This is a genomic window from Liquorilactobacillus satsumensis, assembly GCF_964065465.1.
GTDB lineage: Bacteria > Bacillota > Bacilli > Lactobacillales > Lactobacillaceae > Liquorilactobacillus > Liquorilactobacillus satsumensis.
In genome coordinates, this window is sequence record NZ_OZ061606.1 from 38,491 (window position 1) to 61,484 (window position 22,994).

23 protein-coding genes are annotated in these 22,994 nt (G+C 37.2%); 10 read left to right on the forward strand and 13 right to left on the reverse strand.

The window, feature by feature from the left end; all coding sequences use genetic code 11:
• Positions 1-229: 229 nt before the first annotated feature.
• Together AB3Y88_RS00195 and AB3Y88_RS00200 are read right to left on the reverse strand one after the other, a co-directional pair.
• Positions 230-433, reverse strand: a complete 204-nt coding sequence (locus tag AB3Y88_RS00195) for a hypothetical protein (RefSeq protein ID WP_228888016.1) — start codon at positions 431-433, stop codon at positions 230-232.
• A complete protein-coding gene (locus AB3Y88_RS00200) occupies positions 420-641 on the reverse strand; it encodes a helix-turn-helix transcriptional regulator (protein WP_054756067.1) in 222 nt (73 codons plus the stop codon). The genes AB3Y88_RS00195 and AB3Y88_RS00200 overlap by 14 nt, the downstream gene beginning before the upstream one ends.
• 355 nt (positions 642-996) lie before the next feature.
• On the opposite strand from AB3Y88_RS00200, the gene AB3Y88_RS00205 reads away from it, so the two are divergent.
• The gene (locus AB3Y88_RS00205; RefSeq protein ID WP_228888017.1) at positions 997-1,740 is read left to right on the forward strand and encodes a trans-aconitate 2-methyltransferase; all 744 of its coding nucleotides are present in this window, start codon (positions 997-999) and stop codon (positions 1,738-1,740) included.
• A gap of 338 nt (positions 1,741-2,078) precedes the next feature.
• On the opposite strand, the gene AB3Y88_RS00210 is transcribed toward AB3Y88_RS00205, so the two are convergent.
• Entirely contained in the window at positions 2,079-2,933 is an 855-nt protein-coding gene (locus AB3Y88_RS00210) for a hypothetical protein (protein ID WP_054756071.1), read from the reverse strand.
• A 55-nt stretch (positions 2,934-2,988) separates the two neighbouring features.
• On the reverse strand, positions 2,989-4,239 hold the full coding sequence (locus AB3Y88_RS00215; protein WP_228888018.1) for an ABC transporter permease: 1,251 nt from the start codon (positions 4,237-4,239) through the stop codon (positions 2,989-2,991).
• 127 nt (positions 4,240-4,366) lie between these two features.
• Between AB3Y88_RS00215 and AB3Y88_RS00220 the strand changes: the two genes are divergently transcribed.
• Entirely contained in the window at positions 4,367-4,954 is a 588-nt protein-coding gene (locus tag AB3Y88_RS00220; protein WP_054756075.1) for a TetR/AcrR family transcriptional regulator, read from the forward strand.
• Between the two features lie 58 nt (positions 4,955-5,012).
• Here AB3Y88_RS00220 and AB3Y88_RS00225 read toward each other — a convergent pair whose 3' ends face one another.
• The 4 genes from AB3Y88_RS00225 to AB3Y88_RS00240 form a co-directional block, all read right to left on the reverse strand.
• Positions 5,013-8,123, reverse strand: coding sequence for an AAA domain-containing protein (locus AB3Y88_RS00225; RefSeq protein WP_228888019.1), 3,111 nt, complete (start codon positions 8,121-8,123; stop codon positions 5,013-5,015).
• A 354-nt stretch (positions 8,124-8,477) separates the two neighbouring features.
• Entirely contained in the window at positions 8,478-9,488 is a 1,011-nt protein-coding gene (locus AB3Y88_RS00230; RefSeq protein ID WP_056960823.1) for a HoxN/HupN/NixA family nickel/cobalt transporter, read from the reverse strand.
• Positions 9,489-9,724: 236 nt separating this feature from the next.
• A complete protein-coding gene (locus AB3Y88_RS00235) occupies positions 9,725-10,333 on the reverse strand; it encodes a VanZ family protein (RefSeq protein ID WP_228888020.1) in 609 nt (202 codons plus the stop codon).
• 486 nt (positions 10,334-10,819) lie between these two features.
• Entirely contained in the window at positions 10,820-12,250 is a 1,431-nt protein-coding gene (locus tag AB3Y88_RS00240) for a PLP-dependent aminotransferase family protein (protein ID WP_228888021.1), read from the reverse strand.
• A gap of 118 nt (positions 12,251-12,368) precedes the next feature.
• Between AB3Y88_RS00240 and pdxS the strand changes: the two genes are divergently transcribed.
• Both pdxS and pdxT read left to right on the forward strand, forming a co-directional pair.
• Positions 12,369-13,253, forward strand: a complete 885-nt coding sequence (gene pdxS / locus AB3Y88_RS00245; protein ID WP_228888022.1) for a pyridoxal 5'-phosphate synthase lyase subunit PdxS — start codon at positions 12,369-12,371, stop codon at positions 13,251-13,253.
• 11 nt (positions 13,254-13,264) lie between these two features.
• A complete protein-coding gene (pdxT, locus tag AB3Y88_RS00250) occupies positions 13,265-13,837 on the forward strand; it encodes a pyridoxal 5'-phosphate synthase glutaminase subunit PdxT (protein ID WP_228888023.1) in 573 nt (190 codons plus the stop codon).
• 392 nt (positions 13,838-14,229) lie between these two features.
• Here pdxT and AB3Y88_RS00255 read toward each other — a convergent pair whose 3' ends face one another.
• Entirely contained in the window at positions 14,230-15,054 is an 825-nt protein-coding gene (locus AB3Y88_RS00255) for a helix-turn-helix transcriptional regulator (RefSeq protein WP_228888024.1), read from the reverse strand.
• 128 nt (positions 15,055-15,182) lie between these two features.
• Here AB3Y88_RS00255 and AB3Y88_RS00260 point away from each other — a divergent pair, with 128 nt between their 5' ends.
• Complete coding sequence (locus AB3Y88_RS00260) at positions 15,183-16,355, forward strand: MFS transporter (protein ID WP_228888025.1); 1,173 nt, start codon at positions 15,183-15,185, stop codon at positions 16,353-16,355.
• 75 nt (positions 16,356-16,430) lie between these two features.
• Here AB3Y88_RS00260 and AB3Y88_RS00265 read toward each other — a convergent pair whose 3' ends face one another.
• Both AB3Y88_RS00265 and AB3Y88_RS00270 read right to left on the reverse strand, forming a co-directional pair.
• Positions 16,431-16,931 carry a cysteine hydrolase family protein gene (locus tag AB3Y88_RS00265; protein WP_228888026.1) on the reverse strand — a complete coding sequence of 167 codons (501 nt, stop codon included), beginning with the start codon at positions 16,929-16,931 and terminating at the stop codon, positions 16,431-16,433.
• A gap of 55 nt (positions 16,932-16,986) precedes the next feature.
• Entirely contained in the window at positions 16,987-17,367 is a 381-nt protein-coding gene (locus AB3Y88_RS00270) for a MerR family transcriptional regulator (RefSeq protein WP_228888074.1), read from the reverse strand.
• A gap of 95 nt (positions 17,368-17,462) precedes the next feature.
• On the opposite strand from AB3Y88_RS00270, the gene AB3Y88_RS00275 reads away from it, so the two are divergent.
• Together AB3Y88_RS00275 and AB3Y88_RS00280 are read left to right on the forward strand one after the other, a co-directional pair.
• Complete coding sequence (locus tag AB3Y88_RS00275; protein ID WP_054756082.1) at positions 17,463-17,828, forward strand: carboxymuconolactone decarboxylase family protein; 366 nt, start codon at positions 17,463-17,465, stop codon at positions 17,826-17,828.
• A gap of 290 nt (positions 17,829-18,118) precedes the next feature.
• Positions 18,119-18,619, forward strand: a complete 501-nt coding sequence (locus tag AB3Y88_RS00280; protein WP_056960819.1) for an HXXEE domain-containing protein — start codon at positions 18,119-18,121, stop codon at positions 18,617-18,619.
• A gap of 90 nt (positions 18,620-18,709) precedes the next feature.
• Here the strand turns inward: AB3Y88_RS00280 and AB3Y88_RS00285 are convergent, their stop codons facing one another.
• On the reverse strand, positions 18,710-19,087 hold the full coding sequence (locus AB3Y88_RS00285) for a MerR family transcriptional regulator (protein ID WP_056960818.1): 378 nt from the start codon (positions 19,085-19,087) through the stop codon (positions 18,710-18,712).
• A gap of 122 nt (positions 19,088-19,209) precedes the next feature.
• Between AB3Y88_RS00285 and AB3Y88_RS00290 the strand changes: the two genes are divergently transcribed.
• Entirely contained in the window at positions 19,210-19,869 is a 660-nt protein-coding gene (locus AB3Y88_RS00290) for a YitT family protein (RefSeq protein ID WP_056960817.1), read from the forward strand.
• A gap of 266 nt (positions 19,870-20,135) precedes the next feature.
• Here the strand turns inward: AB3Y88_RS00290 and AB3Y88_RS00295 are convergent, their stop codons facing one another.
• Complete coding sequence (locus tag AB3Y88_RS00295) at positions 20,136-21,335, reverse strand: MFS transporter (RefSeq protein ID WP_228888027.1); 1,200 nt, start codon at positions 21,333-21,335, stop codon at positions 20,136-20,138.
• 159 nt (positions 21,336-21,494) lie between these two features.
• Between AB3Y88_RS00295 and AB3Y88_RS00300 the strand changes: the two genes are divergently transcribed.
• Both AB3Y88_RS00300 and AB3Y88_RS00305 read left to right on the forward strand, forming a co-directional pair.
• Complete coding sequence (locus AB3Y88_RS00300; RefSeq protein WP_228888028.1) at positions 21,495-22,331, forward strand: helix-turn-helix transcriptional regulator; 837 nt, start codon at positions 21,495-21,497, stop codon at positions 22,329-22,331.
• Between the two features lie 184 nt (positions 22,332-22,515).
• Positions 22,516-22,752 carry a hypothetical protein gene (locus AB3Y88_RS00305; RefSeq protein WP_228888029.1) on the forward strand — a complete coding sequence of 79 codons (237 nt, stop codon included), beginning with the start codon at positions 22,516-22,518 and terminating at the stop codon, positions 22,750-22,752.
• The last annotated feature ends 242 nt before the right edge of the window (positions 22,753-22,994 follow it).

Below are 22,994 nucleotides of genomic sequence, written 5' to 3' on the forward strand. Positions count from 1 at the left end.
GGTGCTTATTAATAGTTTCCCACCTGACTAATTTTTTAGTCTCGGTAGTGATTATTATAAAGTAGAACACTTGAAGTAATGAATGCGACTGTAAGCCCACAAATAATGGCAATCCAAATATTTTTCGGGATTACTAACATGAATAAAAGGCTAAAGACTAAAAATTCTAGTACAAAATAAACTGTTAATCTTTTCTTCGAGATCTTGGGTTTATCTTCAATTGCAGCAGTTACCCTTTGTGATAGATTGAAAGGGTAACGAGACCCAGCATAAAGCTTGCCCATAAAGGATTTTGAGCATTAACCGTGCCCCAAACATTTTTGAAAGACTCATAAATTAAAACTAGCAGAATAAAAGAATTTTCAATTAAAAATGCTGTTTTAAAATTTTTTAGCAACTGCCCTTTGAGTCTTTCATCTTCAACTTTCTTCACGCTCAAACTCCTCCTCATTTAACCAAAAAACTTCATCCAGTGTCTTATCAAGCGCATAGCAGATTCTCAAGCAAAGAATAATGGTCGGATTGTACTCTCCTTTTTCAATCAAGCTCATTGTCTGCCGGGTCACACCTGCAGCAAAAGAGAGCTCTTTTTGAGACAGACCTGCTTCAACTCTAAAGATTTTCACTTTATTTTTAAGCATCTTTTAATGACACCTTCTTAGGTAATGTATATATTGCTTAAGTAAATTATATATTACCTAAAAGGCCAAGTAAAGCACAAATCTTGGTTAACTGGCTTCAAAAAATGAAAGTTGCTTTTTCCTTTTAAATATCGTAGGGATTACTGAACTGGGTTCCTGTGCAGAAGTAGCAGGAAAGAGATAGCAAAACTGCTTTACGCTAGTCAGTTAACTAGTGAAAAGCAGAATGTATTTTTGCTAGCATTTTTACAACAGGAAGTTAATTCCAGTGAACCCAATTTTAGATGCCAAATATATTTTGATTATGTTATAGTAAGATTATTATTAAAAAATACTAATAGTAAGAGGTGCTGTGGTGGAATGGAATACCGAAACTTATGATCATAAACACGATTTTGTTTTCAAATATGGAGAAAAGTTATTGGATTACCTGCCAGCGCATTCAAATAAAGTATTAGATGTTGGTTGTGGGACTGGAGAACTGGCTGCTCAAATTGCAGCAAAAGGTTGCGAAGTTAAGGGAATTGATCAATCTAATAATATGATCCAAAAAGCTCGTTTGAATTTTCCAAAACTGGATTTTGTGCAGGGTGATATTTTAAACATGCCCTTGGAAAAAGGTGAATTTGATACCGTGTTTTCAAACGCTGTCTTCCACTGGATTAAAGATCAGCAAAAATTGGCTGAAAAAATTCAACAAGTGCTGCAACCTGGTGGCTACCTAATTTGTGAATTTGGGGCGCAAGGAAACATTAACATCATTAGTCAGGCTTTTAGCGCTGAATTGAAATTATTGGGAAAAACTTACCGCTCGCCCTTCTATTTTCCAAGTGTGTCAGCATATACGACGCTGTTAAGTCAAAATAATTTTGAGATCGTAACTGCTGATGCTTTTTCACGTCCGACTTTTTTGAAAGGTGGTTATTCTGGTTTACGCAACTGGGTTCAACAGTTTTTTGCTGCGGATTTGGCAAAACTAGATGATGCTACCATGGTGCTTGACCATTTGGAAGAACGTTTAAAATCTGATCTTTGGAAAGAGGATCATTGGGAAGCTGATTATCGTCGTATTCGTGTGGTGGCAAAAAGTGTACGCTAAGCGACTTTTGGTTTTTTTATTTGTGTTATTAAAATTTGTGTTAGTACGCAGATTTTAATAACACAGCGTATCTTTTGCAATTGGAATAAACAGCAAGGGGCTGTGACAAAAGTTAAATTTTGTCACAACCCCTCTTTTATTCCGTATAAACGTGTTCCATAAGTCAAAATTCTCCGTCTAACTTCGAATTACTCATAGCAAAGTACTCGCTATCTTCGTAATTTCGAGTTAGCACTCAAATTTTCCCGACTTATGTCACACTCTCTTTTATTGTTTTAGTAATAAAAAGCTAGTTGCTTATGGTATTTCTACCTTGTTTCAACTAGTAGGACTGCAATCTAGTTGCTTTGTTGCTTATTTTTCAAGTGTTTAATTGCTTGTTGCAACAAAATTTTTTGGACAGCATTAGGATGTTGATTTGCCGCGATCTGCAAACCATTATTAAACTCAATCATTAGATGCCACTGGTGACCTGTAACAATTTCTTTAGGTGCAGCTTCCGGTAGAAAGACACCTAATTTAACGCGCATCCCAGCATCAGTTTGAGTCAACTGATGCATCCCAATCAACTTAGTATCAATATTCAAAGATTTCAAAAATGTTTTCCCAATCATGATTAAGTCAACATTTGGGTCCGGCTTAATTGGAGCTACACTGGCATTACTTGGGCGTAAGTCTAAATAAGATGGTTCTTGGTACATTCCAAAAGTTTCAATGATTGTTTGTACACCTTTTCGATTAGCGTCAAAATAATAATGCTCAGGATGAATTATTGAGGGCAAATACAAGTTATTCTTTTTAACTAGTAATTGGTTAAACAACATAAATTGAAGTAGTGAAATATTATGGGTCTCCACTTCAACAATTCCTGCTTGTAAATTTTGATTAGCTTGTGAATTCTCAGCAATTTCGCGCCACATTTTATTACTTTTTTCAATTTCTGGTGCAAAAAGAGACAATGTTTTTGCTTTGCCAATTGCTTCTCGAGTTTCAGCCAAGGCTATTTTAGCATCAGCTAATGGTAGGTGCAAAAGTTCAGCTGTTGTTAATGGCCTTCCCTTCAGTGTAATGCTAATATTTTTTTTATTGAAGACTTTAAAAACGTGATGATAACGTTCGAGTTCAACTTCACGTATTTTAGCTGCTGTCACAATTTTTCCAGCAACTTTAAATGTAATCCTATAATTGCTCATCCTAATTTCCCTCCACTATATTTGTATTCTTAGAAAGTTACCGATTTTTCTTTTATCAGTCCTCTTTGCGTTTTAACAAACTGGACAGATAAATAAACAGTAAAGCCACTAATCCAACGAGTGATAGCACTAAGAAATTAGTCTGCATAGTTGTCACTGAACCATGAATATAAAGATTATTGGTAAACATCTCCATACTAAATCTCATAGGTGTCCAGTTATAGACCCATTGTCTAAATAATGGTGACAACATTTCAGGTGCATAACTGATTGTTCCAGCTGATAGTAGCCAAATCACAATAATTAAGGGCCAACCAGCAAAGCCCAACCAGTTTAAGACACATGTTTGGAGCAGATAGAAAATGAAGACATTGAAGACTAATAACCCTAAGAAACTTGGTACATCTGGAATTGGTAATCCAAAAACTATTGCGGAAAAAAAGTAGATGGATAGGCTAGCGATGATTGTCAGTACTCCGCCAGTCAGAATTTGGCTGTTGATTAGTGACAAACTAAATTTATGATGTTCACTATGTTTTTTGTGTTCGCGCCATAACAACATTGAACCAATTAATGAGCTAATCCAAGCGAGCACAACAATAATCATTGGTGCCATTCCACTAATGCTTTTTTCGGGAATTTTATTTTTTATTTTCGTTTGAACTTTGACGGGATTACTAAGCGTTTGCCATTCTGAGCTGTTCATTGCGATTCCATTTTGCTGAATAGCAGTTTGTATTTTTTTAGCGATTCCTTGATTTAATCCTGCTACAAGTCTTGGGAGCGCATTTGTTAATACTTGAGCTGCTTGAGCATTCATTCCCTGATTGATAATTACTTTTATTTTTCCTGCTTGTGGCAAATTAGCCAAAGCTTTTTTTGCAAAGTCCCTTTGTGCTTTGATCTGTGGTACTTGGGCAGTTCCTTGATTTGAGATTTTATTTAATTTTTCTTGGATAATTAATCCTTTAAGATAGTTTTGCTGCAAAGAAAGTTGATTATCAAAATTTTTGTCAATTACTAATGCGGCATAATATTTTTTAGCAGCAAAACCCTTATTTAAAGCAGTGTAACTGGCAACTTGAATAAATTTAATTTGCGAATCTGAACTGCTAAACTTATTTTTGAGTTGCTTAACGATAGTTTTACTAGCCTGCTTGTCCGCTTGATTGACAAGTGCGACAGGTAACTCTTTCACTTTTATTGAATTCCTAGATGCAATTTGAGCAAAAGAAAAGGAACCTACAACTACAACCAGGACTACGGCATAAAGCCAAAAACTTTTACTTTTTAGTATTTTCCACATATTGTTCTCCTTAATCAAAATACAACAGCATGTTGTCTTATTGTGCTCTACGTTGTAGATTATACAAGGAGTAATTTAATTTTAGCGCAACATATCACTCACTTATGTTGAAAAAGGAGATTCTAAAATGGAAAATAGAAGAGAAAGAACAAAAGAAACCAAACAAACAATTGTGAATGCCTTTATTGAATTGCTAGACAGCAAAGATGCTCTTCACATTAGCGTAATTGAGATCACCAAAAAAGCTCACGTTGATCGTGGGACTTTTTACCGTTACTTTGAAAATAAACAAGCTTTAGTTGAAGATTGTGAGGAAAACTTTCTTGATAAACTATATTTTGTCCATAGAAACTTGCTTTCTGAAGCCCAGAAAATGGAAAATTATTCAGATATGTCTAATTTTATCGAACAAATTTTAGCAATAATCGAAACTAATATCCAAATGGTAAATGCCCTGCTAAATAAGACGGGCAATATCTCCTTTCAAGAAAAACTACGAGAATTTTTAATGGAGCAAAATATAGTTACCTTGAAACAACTAACTAAGCATGAAATTCCAGAAAAGCAGACGACTTTGTTAGCAAATTATGCTAGTTCTGCGATTTTAGGAATTATCAAGTTTTGGAGCAGTAACTATCAGGGATACACAAGAAAAGATATCGTTTCCTTTATAAATAATGTTACTGTCAATGGGATACTTAGATTTATTAAATAAGCCAAGTTTGAGTGCTTGGCACAGTTCATCCTCTCTTACAACACTTCCCCATTCAAGCTCAGACATTAGCATTTAACAGCCGCATAGTTATCTTTACGACATTGCTGCCTAATGACTGATAAAGCTTACGATCACCAATAATATAAAATTCTTCTTTTGCTCGAGTTACAGCCACGTTCATCATATTTGGTTTAGTAACAGCCCAATTGGCCGCTCCAACACTACTATTATCAGCTCCTAAAACAAAGTAAACAACTTTAGCTTCTTTGCCTTGAAAAGTATGCACAGTTCCCACATTGATGGGCTTATTTTCCTGATTTCTTTTCACAAAACTAATCTGGTCCAGGATTTTAACTAATTGACGGGCCACATTTCTAAATGGTGTGATTACAAAAATATCATTTTCAGGTACGGACATGCCATGAGTTCTTTTTGAAATTTCGCGTTTGAGAAATTCGGCTTGTTCTTGCACAAATTTATCATTCGCGGTTCCTGGAATATTAAACCATTGGGCCTGCCCTTCTTTTTCTGATTTACCCTGGACCATTAAGTCGTGATAGGATAATTTATTTGAAATTTGAAACATTGGGTTTGATGAACGGCGATGAACCCATAACGGGATTCCGATCCAGGTGTCCGGATCCTTTTGAAAGCCGTACTGACTTGCCGCATCCACTAATGATTGCACTGAAGTAGCCGCTGAAATGAATTTTTCAGTGACTGCATAATTTCTTGCAATTAGATTTAATACATTTGAATCTAGTGTTAGCACAGGTTCAATTTGAGCAGGATCGCCAACAACTAATACTCGTTTACTGCGATAAATAGCGCCGACACTGGCTTGTGGAACAGCCTGCCCTGCTTCATCAACAAAAAGATTGGCAAGAGTATCAGTTCCAAGATGCTTGAACATGCGGTTAAAACTCGCAAAAGTGGTCCCGATAATCGGAATAGCAAAGTTAATCCAATCCCAAGCAATCTTAATCAGTTTTTCTCCGTTTTCTTTGGCAAGGTATTTATTTTGATTACGCCAGATTATGACCGCTGATTGCAGGTGATTTACATTTTCATAAAGAAATTGTTTTCTAACTGCAAGAGACTGAATAAACAAATTACTTTGGGCAATTCTATATGTCCGATCAAACCAGAAATTACTCTTTTGCAGGTTAGCATACGAAGTTCCAAAGTCAATTATATTTATGTCCTGATTAACAGCGATTAGTTTTTCGATTGCTCTGATATGCTGGTTTAAGTGTTCAATTTTATTTTTCTCTTCAGCAAACCAAAGCTGATAAGTCTGTTGAGCTTCATTAATTCCCTTTTGAGCAAAAGTAAGTGTTTGCTGATTAGCAGCCATTACCTTGGCAGTATCAGCTTGTTGGTCTAAGAGTTGCTTTCTACTGTGAGTTACTTTTACAAAAGTAGCTTGTGTCTTATCCAGGTTATTCAAAAATACAGTGGCTTCTACTGACTTAAACATTTTCTTGAACCAAAACAGACTTGGTTTTTGTAACTTAAGCACCTCAAAAGCGTGTTGCAATTCTATTTTTTCAGTATCAAGCTTTTTCAATTGATTATTCAGCGCCGTTGTTTTTTGTTCAAGTTCATGTTGTTCTGTTTTGAGACTTTCAATTTCAAGCTGTTTTTGATGGACCTTGGTATGTAACTGATCTTGTTTAAGCTTTTTTTCATGAATAAATTTATTTTGGAGTTTAATCTTTTTTAACTTTAACTGTGGCAGTGGTTTAATTTTTTCAAAAAAGGCCTGGGTTTTGGCACGTCTGTTTTTCAACTGACAATACTGACTTTTAAAATCAGCATATGCATTGGGCTGAGATTTAAAATCAGGCTGCTTTAAATTTTGCACCATCATTTCTATCTTATTTAGCAAAGAATTCAGGTTCTTTGCTTTTCCGCCTTCAAGTGAAAATAGCCCCCATGTTAATTTGCCAACACGCGGTTTAACCGTTATTTTTTTAACTTTTTTGGAGGCCTGTTGTTCCCAATGTTCCTTGATCTCCGAATTTGAAAGCTGTTTGAAATAATCAACATCCATTAGTTCTGAAAGAAACTGAGAAAGCTCAATTTTTTCAATCTGTGGTAATTCAGCAACAATGTTTTGAACTGCCCCATTATTTGAACTGGCGACAATGATTGCTTTATTGGCAATTTCTGGCGGTAAAGCAGCAATTTTGTATGCATCATTATAGCGTAATGTACCCTTTAAGGAGTGCTTGGAATAGTTACAAATTACCGCTGCTTGTTGTACAATTAGCTCCGCGAAAATTTCTTTTAAGAGAGTAGTTTTCCCTGTTCCAGGAGGACCGTTGATACTGCGCAGATCATTTTTATCATTTAAAGCTAAATTAACAGCAATTTGTTGCATAAATGCTAACGGATGATCAGGATTACTTGGGAAACGACCAAGAGGATAATTTTTAGGTTGCAAAATTTCTGTCAGAAGCTCAGGATTAAAAGCCGCTGAATTTTTGTTGCTATCCAAATTCTTGCGTTTACCCGCAAAGCCTTGAAAATAGTGATACAGATTATTTGTATTAATAGCTAGTGCCTGTTTTAGATCATCGATAAAAAATGAATGGAGATTAGCTTCTGTATTTTCAATATTTTTCACAAACGCATAGCGTGCATTGGCAAATGTAAACTGATATTTTTTGAATAGTTCTTCAAAGGTTTGATTAAAGTCACCATCTGCGAATTTTTTTGCCAGCAAATCTCTTAAACTTTCTTCTTCCTTCGAAAAATCGCTGGGTAATTTACCTTTAAGCCTAATGGCCCCGCTGATTGTTAAAAAGAATTTTTCTGACAAGAAATTCAAGTCTTTATCAAAGTAAATTGCAAATGTAAATTTTTCAGAAGATACGACTTCTTCATTAGTCGCAGCAATCTGATATTTTTGCCGTAATTTCTCTACAATTTCTTGAAAAGGAAAAATTTCGCAATAAACCGCTATTCCAGCTTTTTGAAACAATTTATCAGAAATATGCAGTTTTTCTTGCTGTTGCTGCATAAATTTAGTGAAATATGTTTTAAAATCCGGAATATTTTGTTGAAATTGGCGATATTGCGGCTCTTTTTTCTGGATACTTCCTTCAGTCAACTGTTCAATTGCGATCCATGCTCGCAGTATATTGTTTTTTTGATTAATCAATTCAGGCAGGCCACACATTCTTAAAATTTTATTTCATTATAGCATTATCAGTTCAACTTTAAAATTTCAAGGTTTTACGCAAATTGTATCTAAAACATGTTATTACCAGCAGTACACAGCATTGGTAATAGCTGAGATTTTGTGTAATTAATAAAAAGGCGAGTGGATCTGCTTTTTGGTGCACGTTTCAGCACTAGCTGTTGGGAAAGCAAGTACACCAAAAAAGAGCTGGGCCAAAAGTGAAATTTTAGTCTAGCTCTTTTACTTATTCCGAATAAACGTGTTCCATAAGTCAAAATATTTCGTCTAACCTCGAACTTTGCCGACTTATGGAACACTCTTCTTACAGTATTTTTAAATGGTGGTCTCGCTTTTCTTAATGAAGAAGTGCCAGATCACGTATGCAATGCCCCAGGTTACCAAAAAGGCAATCACTAGGCCGTAACCTAACCAACTAAAATCTATATTCTGAATCCAGGACCAGATTCTGCCTTGCGTGTGTGCCATACTCGTAATAACCTGAATTAACTCGATTGCTCCGATCAAAAACGCCGCAATCACAGAAATTGTGGTAACTGTTAAGTTATAGTATGCTTTCCTGACTGGAGTATCAAAAGCCCAAGTATAAGCCCCTGACATCATCACGGAATCAGTAGTATCCATGAGATTCATTCCAGCGGCAAATAAAATTGGCAACGCAATGATTCCAATTGTGGGCACGCCGGATTGGGCCGTACTTGCAGATAAAGCAATCAAGGCAATTTCGGTTGCGGTATCAAAACCTAAGCCAAAGAGAAAACCGATTGGATACATCTGCCATGAATGATTGATGCATTTAAAGAACGGTTTTAAAATCCTTGCTAAGAATCCACGAGCCATCAAAATTTTATTAAGCTGATCTTCATTAACTGCTCCTGCCTTCATCGCTTTTAACGAACGGTAAAGACTAATTAAAAGCAAAAAATTGAAAACAGCGATAAGAATTAAAAAGCTTCCTGAAACTAAAGATCCAATTCTGCCACCAACTGCTTCTAAAAAAGGCAGCCTTATTTTAGCCCACTTGACTGAAATGCTTACTAAAATTGCCATCAAAAAAACCACCGTAGAGTGACCTAAAGAAAAATAGAACCCGACTCCGTAAGACTGCTTATCTTGATGAACTAATTTGCGGACTGTATTATCAATTGCAGCAATATGATCTGCATCAAATGCATGCCGTAAACCTAACGAATAAGCTAACAAACCTAAACCCCAAAAACTGGAATGCTGTGCAGCTGCTGTGAACAAAAGCATAATTCCAAGCAAGTGGAGTCCTAGACTAGCAGAATAATATGGCAAAGAACCATAAATAATTTTTTTCTTCAAAATAATTAAACCCCCATTGAACTTCTTAAAAAAGTATATAAGAGTTCCGGCGATTCAACTTCAACTTATAGTATGAGCAAAAAAGCTTACCATTTGATAATACGCTTAGATACACTATTACTTACTGTGCAAAACTAAGCCAAGACCAGCCTCTTAAATTGAAGAATGCCAATAAAAAGCTCGCAACAATTTGATTGCCTACGAGCTTTTTTACCATAAATTTGCTTTTCTCACACCTAGGTCCTAGAACTTGCCCTACTATGCAGCGCAAGATTTGGGACCAGTTTGCGTACAATAACGAAAACAGCAAATCCGAGTAACCCCCCAAGTGTGTTTTGGAGCAAATCATTGATATCAAAAAGGCGACGTTCAAAATAACCAGCGGACAGCAATAATTGTGAAGTTTCGATAGTTAATGAGGTTAAAAATGAAATAGTTAACATGTTTTTAAAAGTTGCTTTATTTTCCCAGAGGAGTGCAACGAAAAGTGTCAATGGAATCAACATCACTAGGTTGCCTACAATAGTGTATTGTGAAGCTGCAGTATAGATTGTCTTGTACATCTCTAAGGGATGCCATTCAATACTATTAAAATAACCGAATCCATGAGCGGCTCGCAACATGCGCAGGTAAGTCCAAGGCGTATAAATGTTAATGCTGATAGTCAATTGAGCAAGACAGGTCAAGTAAAAGTAAAATAAACTTTTCAAGATATTGCGGGTGTTTATTTTAGGAAATGAGGTGTTTGTCCAATGAAGAAAGACGCCCAGCAGGAGAAAAGATCCCAATTTAAATGGAGTAAGCGTTAAAATAGGTAAATAAAGTTGTGAGTTAATTAGCATCATTTTCACCTTCCTCAATTATTTGTTAACTTCAGGATACGTGTAATCCGTGAATAAAGTGTTTCTAAAAGATGAATATATTTACTTTTTGTTATAAATTATTCTAAAGAGTTTTACTTTTTCTTATGAATAAGATTATTAAAATCTGCATTGACTGCCGCACTTATAAAATTACGCTTCTTTATTCTGGCAATTGTTGCCACACAAAAGGGGCTGAGTCAAAAGTGAAATTTTAACCTAGCTCCTCTACTTATTACGGATAAACGTGTTCCATAAGTCAAAATTTTCCGTCTAACCGCGAATTACTTGTGATGTTCGTAATTTCTTGTTAGTACTCAAATTTTACCGACTTTATGTCACACTCTCTAAACAGTCGGCAAACATTGCTGACTTAAAAATTCAATTAGTTTTACGCGATTGCTTGTATTAAAGGCTTCATCGAAAATGATAACTTTAAAGTTAAATAAGACATTTTGCTGGCTTTTTATGCTAGGACAATTCAGCCATAACCGCCCTGAAGCGCTGTTTTATTTCGAGCTCGTTAGCAGCTGTTATATGAGTGAAACTGAGACGCACATGATTAGATTGCACTCCGAATAAGAAATCAGGCAATACAAGGAGTTTATGCGCTAAGAATAGATTGTAAGCAGAGCTCGGGAGCTTTTGGCGGACATTTAAATGAACCCAAATATTACTGCCCGCTGTAGGTAATTTATACGAAATTAGCTTTTGCGCAACAAGCGGTGCCAAAGCTCTGAGCAGATGTTTCTTTTGTTCCTCAAGGTTGCGCAATTGTGCTTGAACTAACTGTGAGAGTTGCACTGGTTGCAAAAGTTGTGTTGCGGCTAACTGCGAGAGCACACTAATTCCAGCTTCCATCTGCTGCCGAATTTCCGCCAAACGCGCCACGATTGCTGGCGGTGCAATTAACCAACCGATGCGTGTTCCTGGTCCGGTCAGCGATGAAAGTGAACCAACATAAAGTACATTACTGGGATCTAGCTCTTTTAAGGTGGTCACCGGTTGTTGGGTGACTGCATTACTAAGTCCTAAGGGATCATCTTCCACAATTGGCAAATTTAGTTGCCGGCAGCATTCAACTAATTTTTTTCGTGCAGCTAACGGCATACTGCGTGTAGTTGGGTTTTGACCGGTCGGGTTGACAAATAAAAACCGCAGATGATGTTTATAGTAAAGCTGCTGCAGCACATCTAATTCCATGCCGCCGCTTTCTTTGAGTGGCACTCCAAATACGCGAATTCCAGCGGCTTGAAAAAGTGATAACTGATAAAAATATGACGGTGATTCCACCGCAATTGCATCTCCATAAGACAATAAACCTTGAGTAATCAGATAAAAAGCCTGTTGTGCACCTGATGTGACCAAAATTTGTGCCGCTGCAAGCTGTTGTTTCAAGAATGGTGTCAGCTGAGTAATCAACTGCTGCTTTAATGCAAGTGTCCCACTCACAGCATCCGTATTTTCCTGCACAATTAAATCATTGACTGTCATGGAAGGGAAAGTCAGTGCTAAGTTAGGAATGCTGATACTTGAATAGGATAAGTTGATTATGCCTGGTTGCCGTTGTAGTTGGCGCAACCGCACCGTAAAATTCTCCGGATCGCCTAGGCGGCTGGTAGTCATATATCTTTGCCAATTGACACCTTGAGTTAATACCCCCCACTTTCCAGAATTAATCCACGTACCGCTGCCTAACTTGCGGACAAGAATTCCACGACTGACTAATTCGCTGAATGCACGTTGGATCGTAGAACGGTTAATATCTAGAGCTTTTGCTAAATCACGTTCAACCGGCAGCCGGTCTCCTGGCAGCAGCTCCCCTTTTTCAATCCCCTTAGTAATCAGTTTAATTAGTTTTAGATAAACAGCTTGCGATCCCTCAGGTAATTTCCACTGCATTAGTAATCCTCCTCAAAATTAATTGGTTGGTATAAATATATTCCAATTGGTGGTTTAAGTTATGCTCACAATACCATAAGCTAGAATAAATTTTCAATTAAAATTGGAGGAGAAACACATGGTAAAGACAGGTACAACTCTCGTTAAACGCGGAATGGCGCAAATGCAAAAAGGCGGCGTAATTATGGACGTTGTCAACGTTGAACAAGCAAGAATTGCCGAGGAAGCAGGAGCAGTCGCTGTCATGGCACTCGAACGTGTCCCCTCGGATATTCGCGCCGCTGGTGGCGTTGCCCGGATGTCTGATCCAGCTATGGTTGAAGCAATTATGAAAGCCGTGACTGTGCCAGTAATGGCCAAAGCCCGCATCGGACATCTGGCGGAAGCTCGTATTTTAGAAGCAATTGGGGTTGACTATATCGATGAAAGTGAAGTCTTGACTCCTGCTGATGACACGTACCATATTAATAAAAATGAATTTCAGGTTCCATTTGTCTGTGGTTGCCGTGATTTAGGCGAGGCTTTACACCGTATTGATGAGGGCGCAGCGATGCTCAGAACTAAAGGAGAACCCGGCACAGGTAATATTGTTGAAGCTGTGCGGCATATGGAAAAGGTCAATGAACAGATTACTCAAGTTCAAGCTGCTACACACAATCAGTTAGTAATGCTTGCACGTAATTTACAAGCTCCGTACGAACTAGTCAAGGAAGTTCACGACAACGGCAAGCTGCCAGTCATTAATTTTGCCGCAGGTGGAGTAGCAACTCCTGCTGACGCCGCATTAATGATGAACCTTGGGGCAGAAGGAATCTTCGTTGGTTCAGGAATTTTTCATTCTGAAAATCCAGCCAAGTTTGCTAAAGCCATTGTGACTGCAACGGCCCATCCTACCGACTATGCTTTAATTGCAGAGCTTTCTAAAAATCTAGGTTCACCAATGAGAGGAATTGAAATTTCCACGCTTTCTGCTGAACAAAAAATGGCTAATCGCGGAATCTAGGAGGCAAAAAGATGGTAATCGGAGTATTAGCACTACAAGGTGCAGTCAGCGAACACGTTGCGCTACTTAAACGCTGCAATGTTCAAACTAAACTGATTAAGGAACCGGCTGATTTGCAAGGGATTAAAGGCATCGTGCTTCCAGGTGGAGAAAGCACCACCATGCATAAATTATTGGTGCGTGAACGGTTGCTGGCACCATTAAAGAATTTAGTGCAGCATAATTTTCCAGTTTTTGGAACCTGTGCAGGATTGGTTTTACTAACACAACCTGAAACTTTCAACAGCTTTGACGGAGAAGTAATCCGCAACGGTTTTGGACGTCAGCGCGAAAGCTTCGAGTCCGCAATTGAAGTTGCAGGTTTCACAGACCCTTTTCCAGGTGTCTTTATTCGAGCGCCTTATCTCAAAAAGGTTGGTGCAGATGTAAAAATTTTGGCAACTTTAGCTGCAAATCGCATTGTCGCGGCTAGACAAAAGAATATTTTGGTAACCGCATTTCACCCGGAATTAACTTTAGATACCAGATTTCATGAACTATTTGTTAACCAAGTAGTACCAATGAGTAAATTTGTGGCTAATTAAGCGCTGAGTAAAAAACATGTCCAACTTTTTTAAGGCAGTACAAAGTCGGGAAAATTTGAGTGCTAACTCGAAATTACGAACATCGTGAGTACTTTGCTATTGAGTAATTCGAAGTTAGACGGAGATTTTGACTTATGGAACACGTTTATCCGGAATAAAAGAGAGAGTGTGACATAAGTCGGGAAAATTTGAGTACTAACTCGAAATTACGAACATAGCGTGTACTTTGCTATGAGTAATTCGAGGTTAGACGGAGAATTTTGACTTATGGAACACGTTTATCCGGAATAAAAGAGGGGCTGTGACAAAAGTTAACTTTTGTCACAGTCCCCTTGTAGTTTTTAACGGATAAATGTGTTTTTTTGTCAAACTTTCCCACTAAAAGCTGGTATTTATTGCTTTAAAATCAGCTGTTTGAGTTTTTCACTAGTTTCAGCATCATTAGCCACATTGACTGTGATGATTGCGTTAGGGAGCTCAGTAGTTGAAAAAGACAAATGTGAAAGTCTTAAGTCACCAACTTGCGGATGGTGCAACAGTTTGTCTCCTTCAGGTGTACCAATAATGTCTAAATCGTGCCACAATGCATTAAAATCCCGGCTTTTTTGACAAAGTTGTGTCACAAGTTCAGACAAAAATGGATCTGTTCCTGTCCGACTATAGACAACTCTTAGCTGACTCACTCTTAATTTAGCATGTCCTTCCCAATCATCCAGCAACTTTTGCATAAATGGATCTGTAAACATTCTCCAGATTGAATTTTTTGCACGTGTGTTCATTGATACATAGTTCCCAAAGACTGCCAATGTAGCTGTATTCCAACCAATGAAATTCCAATATTTGTCAGTGATATAGGCGGGATTAGGATTTTGTGAATTTAGGAAATTTTGCAGTTGTGGTGTGATTTGCTGTTTTTGATTGGAAGTGACTGGAAGCGAGTGTCCTGCTAACGCAAACAAATACTCCCTCTCACCCTTATTTAATTCCAAAACATTGCTGAGAGAAAGTAGCACGCTGACAGAAGGACTGACTGTACGTCCTTGCTCAAGTTTTGTATACCAATCAGTGCTAATATGCGCCAATTCTGCAACTTCTTCGCGTCTAAGACCTCTGACACGCCTTTTGCGATTGGAAATTATATTAAAGTTTTGGATGTTTAATGAAGCACGCTTCTTTTTGAGAAAGATTCCAAGCTCTTTGTAGTTGTCGATACTCATTTTTGCCTCCAATTCAACGTTTTTAGACTAGGACTCTCTAACCTAGGATAAAGCGACACTATTTTGTTGTTTACCTGCAGTTTATAGTAAATAACATCTTGATTTTAAAAGAAATGAGGGCATGTAGAATGATAGAGAGTGAGTTCCCTGCAAATAAAATTTTGCATTTTTTAACAATTGTCTGTGCTTTGGCAGTCGCAAATTTATATTATGATCAGGTGCTTTTAGTAAAAATTATTGCACAATTTAATGCTTCGCCTAGCCAAGGTGGTGCTTTAATAACTACAATGCAAATTGGATATACTTTGGGTTTGTTATTACTAGTACCACTGGGTGATAGATTTAAGCGAAAGCAGCTTGTGCTTGCCAGCCTGTTTTTATCTGCTCTTTGGCTACTACTGATGACATTGACCAGTTCTTTTTTGATTTTAAAAATTTGCGGTTTTTTACTAGGCTTCAGTACGGTTGCAGCGCAGCTATTAATTCCCTTTGTAGCGTCCAATTCTGCTAAACTAAAGCGTGGTCAAGTTACAGGTCAGCTTCTATTTGGTGTCTTTATAGGTGTTTTGCTTGGTAGAGTGCTGGGAGGCTGGTTAGGACAATTGTTTAGTTGGGAAATGATTCATTGGATTATTGCTTCAGTTCTAATAATATGTGCTACTTTACTAGCTGTTATACTTCCAAATGATCGAACAGAAAAACAGCAGTCTTATCTGAAAATTTTACAGTCATTACCGCAGCTGCTCCAACAGGAACCTGTGATTAGAGAAACTATGTTATTTGGAGCGGTAGCATTTGCTACTTTTAACATTATTTGGGTTCCGCTAACCTTTATTTTGAGCAGTGCACCCTATCATTTTGCAAGCGGCTTGATTGGAACTTTCGGCTTGATTGGAATAGCTGGAGCATTTGCAGCTGGTTTTTCAGGTAAATTAGCCGATCAGCCGCACGCTAGAAATTGGAACTTAGTTGCTCTTAGTGTGATGCTTTTTGCATTTCTTCTTTTAAAGATTGTTTGGAGTAATTTAATCGGCTTGATGCTGGTGATTTTTTTGTTAGATGTTGGTTCCAGAATGAACATGACATTAAACCAAGGAAGAATATATCACTTAGCACCAAGATTTCATAGTCGTTTAAACTCTTTGTATATGGTAAGTTATTATTTCGGTGGATCCGTTGGTTCTTGGATGGGAACTTACATATATCAAAGCTGGAAAGTTGCTGGAATAGCTATTTCAGGAGCTGTAATTTTATTATTAAGCATTTCCTACGCTTTTTTTAAAGCACATTTAAAAAAATAAAGTTAATTTTGAAAAATTGCTTATTAGCTATTTTCAGGAAACACTTAAGTTGAAACTCCCCTATGCAAACTGTTGTTAACGTTCAACGAATTGCAAGAATCTTTGATCCCAGATGCCTTCGTAAAATGCAACGGTCTTCGCTGCGCTTAAATAGGCATTGGCAAAAGTGGCTGTACTTTTGGGCACCATTTGAATTTTATAGCCCAACCCATGTGCCATTTTAACCGTTGTATCTACACAATACTCGGTTTGTGCCCCACAGATTTCTAGACTTTTAACATGTAATTTGTCCAAAGTTATTTTCAAGTTAGTGCCATAAAAAGAATTAGCGTGGGTTTTTTGAATATAAAAATCGTTACTTTGATTATTTAATTCACTTACAAGCTTCCAAGACCAAGTTCCATTGATTAATTCCGCATCATTATGCTGGATAAAGATGACTGGTTTATGAGCCTGGTGATATAAAGCGATGCTTTGATTGATCTTTTTTAGATAGCTGGGTAAGTTGTCCAGCTGAATCGGTTCCTTACAAACACCATTTTGGAGATCGATCACTAATAGAACATCTGCTAACATTGAACTGGTTCCTCCCTTGATTCTTTTACCTTTTAAATTGTCATTATAGCGTTTTTTAACGGTTCTTTTTGATTTTGGCCTTTAGTTTAGCATAAAATTGCTTTTTATTTTGTAAAAATTCAATGTGTTCTTGAATTTTGGCCTGCTCAGTATATAAGATTTGTTCCTGCTGTTCCAAAATCGCGATTCTTTCCTGAATTGTACCAGTTCCCTGTGCGCGCAACTGCGAATATTTAATAATTTTTGCAAGCGGCATTCCAGTGGCCTTGGCACGTTTAATAAATTTAATCCAGCGTAAATCGTTAGCTGTAAAGCACCGATAGTTGTTTGCATCACGCTTGGGGTTCAGGAGTCCCAACTTTTCGTAATAGCGTAAAGTTGGGATTGAAAAACCAGTCAGCTTAGAGATCGTTGATATTTTGTATGTTTTAGTCAGCCTAGGCACCTTCTTTAAAAAAATAGTCATGTGACTTGCTATAAAGTTTACTTGATAGTTTATAGTAACTTTATCATATCAAAGGAGGAATTAGTTTGAATAAATACGAAAATGGTTTAAAAATTCGCGAAGCAGTCATCGGAAAAAAAGCAAGTCAATTGGTATCAGCAAGTTTAGCTGACATTGCCCCTGTCTTGGATCAAAAAACGCTATTAGCATTTGATGAAGCACAAAGACGAGGCGTCTTAGACTTGAAGCAAAGGGAAATGATTACAATTACTACATTATTGACACAAGGAGATACCGCAAAGCAACTTAGAATTCACATTCAAGGAGCCTTAAATGTTGGCTTAACACGTGCAGAAATAGTTGAAACTTTCATTCACTGTTTACCTTATGTTGGTTTTCCAAGAGTTTTAAATGCGATTGCTGTGGCAAAGGAAGTCTTTAATAAAAACTAAATGTATCGAAAAGTAAATGTGACAGCCATCAGATTTTCGAGGTTAATGATGAATCGTAGCATGCGATCACACGGTGCAATTTATCATTAATGTGTCCGAATCTGAGTGACTGTCACATTTTTTACCTAGTACTATTTGGTCTGTGGGCTGATTTTTCGAGAACATACGTCTAACTGTCTGCGTAATGGTGTCACGTGGCACATTATCTTCTTTATGTAGCACTTATCCCTGCCCTGTTTATTATCTTGAAAAATAACAATATACTTAAGGTAAAGGGAGGTTATTGAACAATGCTGATTTGGTCTTCGTATTGGTTGTTACCATTATTGTTTATGTTCCATGATTTTGAAGAATTAACTTTAGTTCCTAGTTGGCTTGAAAAACATAGCCCAAATATTCACGGTCGAATGCTATTTGGTGGCATTAAGCGTGCAGATATCTTGGCGCTTGGAATTTGGGAGGAATTTTGTATTTACCTGTTGTTATCTGCAACGGCCGCTTGGTTTAATTATCCTTTGTTAATTGTCGCCGCGACTATTCCATATTTGGCTCATTTAATGCTGCATTTAGTGTTTTCAATCGTCAAACGTGGCTATGTCCCTGGAGTCGCAACCGCACTGCTTGAATTGCTCCCCACAATTGCATATTTAACTGCTTTGATCAAGTTAACGCATTCTCCTGCTTGGCAATGGGTTCTTATTATTCTAATTGTAGCTGTTCTTTTTGTTGTTAATCTCGGCTGGATCCACTGGGGAATGGCTGTAATGGGACAGCGTTTAGCGCATAAGTAACAGCCACACCTTTCAATGTAAATTGAGGGCACTTAGAGTGGCTTGTAAAAGAATATTTTAGTCCCTAGGTATTTTTTTTATTAATACTTCTTATTCCTTCAGTTCATCTGAGGCTTTAAGATAGCGATCGTATCTGGCTATCTTAGCGTCAATTGCCGCCATTGATTTTTGAAGTTTTCGTGTTTGCTCTAGAATGTTTTGTTGATGCTCAACTAACATTTGCCGTCTTGTAAGAATCGTTTTAGTGTTGAACCTCATTTGAGAAAATTTCTTAATTTTACTAATGGGCATACCTGTTTGTCTGATATTTAATAAAAAAGTTAACCATTCAAGATCTTGTTGAGTGTAAATTCGATATCCCTTTGAGTCTCGTTTGATTTGGGGAATCAGCTCTTCTTTCTCGTAATAACGTAATGTGTACTTACTGAGGCCAGTTAAACGACTAGTTTCAGTGATTGAATAATTCATAAAAACCTCCTTGCGTTATAGTGCACTCTAAGCTATATGATAAGTTCATCGAACAGTCGTTGAGTTTCATGACTGATTTTACTCATATTGTAGCGTTTTGCGAAAAAGAAAGGAAGATCAATTTGCATAGTAAGAAACATTTTAATTTCTTACGGCTGTTATTATACATTGCTGGTTTGAATATTTTGGCTTTAGGTACGGTGTTATTTACTTGTGGTAAATTAGGGGTCAGTGCCTTAGTATCCGTCCCCCAAGTTCTGTCACTTTTTTTACCAATTACTTTAGGTCAAGCAACTACACTAATTTTTATAGTTTTTGTTCTAATTGAGCTTTTTTTATTGCACAAAATTGAATGGCAAATCGTTTTTCAATTACTTGTGGCAATTGTATTTGGCTGGATTGTTGATTTTTATGGTTTAAGAATTGGTTTAACGAGTGTTGTTTTACCCGTTTGGTGGGAACAAATTCTAGTAACCTTATTAGCAATTGTTTTTACTTCAGTTGGAGTCTTTATGATGATTAAAGCTAATTTTATTCTGAATCCACCAGATGGTGTCGTTAATGTGATTTGCACAAAGTTAAGTGCAACGTTTGGAAGCGCGAAACTTGGTTTTGACTTAACAATGATTATTATTTCAATTTGTTTGAGCTTAATATTCAGTAGTCATATTACTGCGATTGGTAGTGGGACTCTTTTAGCTGTGTTATTAGTGGGACCACTAGTTAATTTTTGGGAATATTTTTTTGGAATTTGGAAAACAAAATTTTCAGCGAATAACTGAAAATTAATTCCGTTAGCTAGATAACTAAGACTAATAAAGGAGCTGTGACAAAAGTTAAACTTTGTCACAGCCCCTCTTTTATTCCGGATAAACGTGTTCCATAAGTCAAAATTCTCCGTCTAACTTCGAATTACTCATAGCAAAGTACTCGCTATGTTCGTAATTTCGAGTTAGCATTCAAATTTTCTCGACTTATGTCACACTCTCTTTTTTTACATCTTCCAAATTTAACATGCTTTCCGTGGCCATTACAATTTTTCTTCCGCTTATGCCTGCTTATGCTGATGACCGCTTAAGTGAGCACATACTGCTATAAACTGACTGAATAGTCCAACCACACACACGCCGCCCCAGCCGAAATGTTGAAAACTGAACGCACCTAACCACGAACCTAAAGCACCACCTAAAAAATACGATACCATGTAAATAGAAGTTATCCGATTACGAGCTTTATCGCTTAACTGATGAATACGAGCTTGATTACTAACATTACTTGATTGAACCCCTAAATCTAACAAAATAACGCCTAAGATGAGTCCCCATAAGTGAAATCCCCAAAGGACAAAAACGAGATAAGCTACTATAATAACAAGAATGTTGATGCCGACTGTAAATCGTGCCCCTTTCTTGTCTGAAAGTTTACCTGCTACCTTAGAAAAAAGTGCACCTACAATTCCAACTAGACCAAAAAGTCCAGCTACGTCGGCGCCCATATTGTAGGGGGATCCCTGCAGCAAAAACACAAGTGCCGTCCAAAATGTACTGAATGCTAAAAAACCCATAGATCCGACAATTGAAGCTTCTCTTAAGACAGAAAATTGCCTAATTAAGCTGAACATTGATTTTAATGACTCACTATATTTTATACTCGATTTTCCATAATTTTTTGGAAGTGCTATGCGTAAGCTTATCCAAAGTAAGCACATCATGCAGGCCGCAATCAAATACATATCTTTCCAGATTAAATATTTTCCAACTAAACCACTGACTACACGCGAAAGTAAAATTCCAAGCAATAATCCTCCAATGATGCTTCCAATAACCCGTCCTCTTTCGCTAGAATTGGTTAGTTGAACAGCAAAGGGAATTAAAAGCTGGGGAACTACAGAACAAAATCCAATTCCAAAAGAAGCAAGGATTGCAATCGAAATATTAGGAGCGAAAAATAACAATAATAAAAATACAGTTGCACCCATCAGCATCGTTAAAATTAGTCTTCGTTTTTCGATGAGATCTGCTAGTGGTAAAATCAGTAGTAGACCCAAAGCGTAACCGATTTGGGTTAAAGTTGCCAGTAGTCCTGCAGAACCTTCTGCTACATGATAATATTGTGCAATTCGTGCTAACAGAGGTTGGGCGTAGTATATATTTGCTACCGTGAACGCACCCGCAACTGACATAATTGGCACTAAATGTTGGTTTAACAAAGTAGGTTCAGTAAAAATCTTTTTGTTATTCGAATTCATTGATTGCTGCCCCGTTTCCTAATTATTCTTTTCAGAAGAACAGGATTCAGTATATTCTGAGAGAGATACTATTACTAGATAGGTATTTATAATAGTATAAATACTACCTGTCTAAACATAGATGACCGCTGTTACATTGTTAAAAGGAGATTATTGAAAATGAAAGAATCATTAGCACGCTATAAGGAACTTGGGGATTTTTTAAAAACGCGCAGAGCCAAAATTTCTCCTAGTCAAGTTGGTTTACCTGTGGGTATCCGCCGGAGAACACCTGGTTTACGACGTGAAGAAGTTGCTGCTCTTGCGGGAATTGGAATTACCTGGTATACGTGGCTTGAACAAGGCAGGGAGATTCAGGTTTCAGCACAAGTACTGGAAAGCCTTTCGCGTGTATTGATGTTGGATAAAGCAGAAATTCGTCATCTGTACATCCTCGCAAATCAACCTTCCCCACTGGATATTCCCCCACAACAGCAGGCTCTTGCGCCAATGCTACAACGTATACTGGCAAGCCTTACGTTCTCTCCGGCAATTATTCTTGATACTCGCTGGAATTTAGTTGCTTGGAATACCGCAGCCAGGGTGGCATTATTCGATTTTGATACGCTCGCAACAGAAGATCTAAATTGTGTTTGGTTAATGTTTACAAATTCTCAATACAAAAAAAGATTTACTAATTGGGAAGTACAAGCACAAGGGTTAATTGCTCGTTTTCGAGCAGAATGCAGCAAGTATATTGAAGATCCTTGGGTAACGAAATTTGTGCGGCAATTGCAAGCTGCAAGCCCAGAATTTGCTGAATGGTGGTCAATGCATAATGTTGCAAAGGAAAGGGAATATTATAAAACCTTCAACCATCCAACCGCTGGAAAGTTAATATTTGAACATACCAGTTTTTTTGTGGCAGCTAATATGAATCTTAAGCTGTTTATCAATGCGCCAGCACCTGGAACAGAAACAGAATACAAGATGAAAAATTTGATAGCAATGTTGTAAAAAATAGTTTGTGCATTTGAAAAACAAAATACTGATTGCTTCCACTCACCGTGATTGGCAATGATGAAAGATTAGCATTGTTTGACAAGATAGAATCTTTTTGCTAAATCAGCCATTGCAGAACATATGTTCATTAAACGAACGTATTTTCTGAAAGCATTCAACCAGATCGAAGGACAGTAGTATGCAGCAAACTATTTTTGAGAACTGCCCTACTTTTGAAAATGAAAAGTTATCTTTGAAAAGAACCATTTTAGCTGATATGATTGATCTGCTAAAAGTTTATAGTGATAAAAAAGCTGTCCTCTTATTTAATTCAGATAATTGTGATGGTGCTGATTTCTATTACAATAATGGGGCTGTGACAAAAGTTAAATTTTGTCACAGCCCCTCTTTTATTCCGTATAAACGTGTTCCATAAGTCAAAATTCTCCATCTAACTTCGAATTACTCATAGCAAAATACTCGCTATGTTCGTAATTTCGAGTTAGCACTCAAATTTTCCCGACTTATGTCACACTCCCATTAGGAGTACGAAAACAATTTCTTGTGCGTTTTAGCATTTTAGATAAGGCAAAGAATGAAATAATTCGAACATTTGAACTCTGCCATCATTACGCCAAAGCTACTACTTTTAATGATTTTTGGATTTTAAGGCTGGAT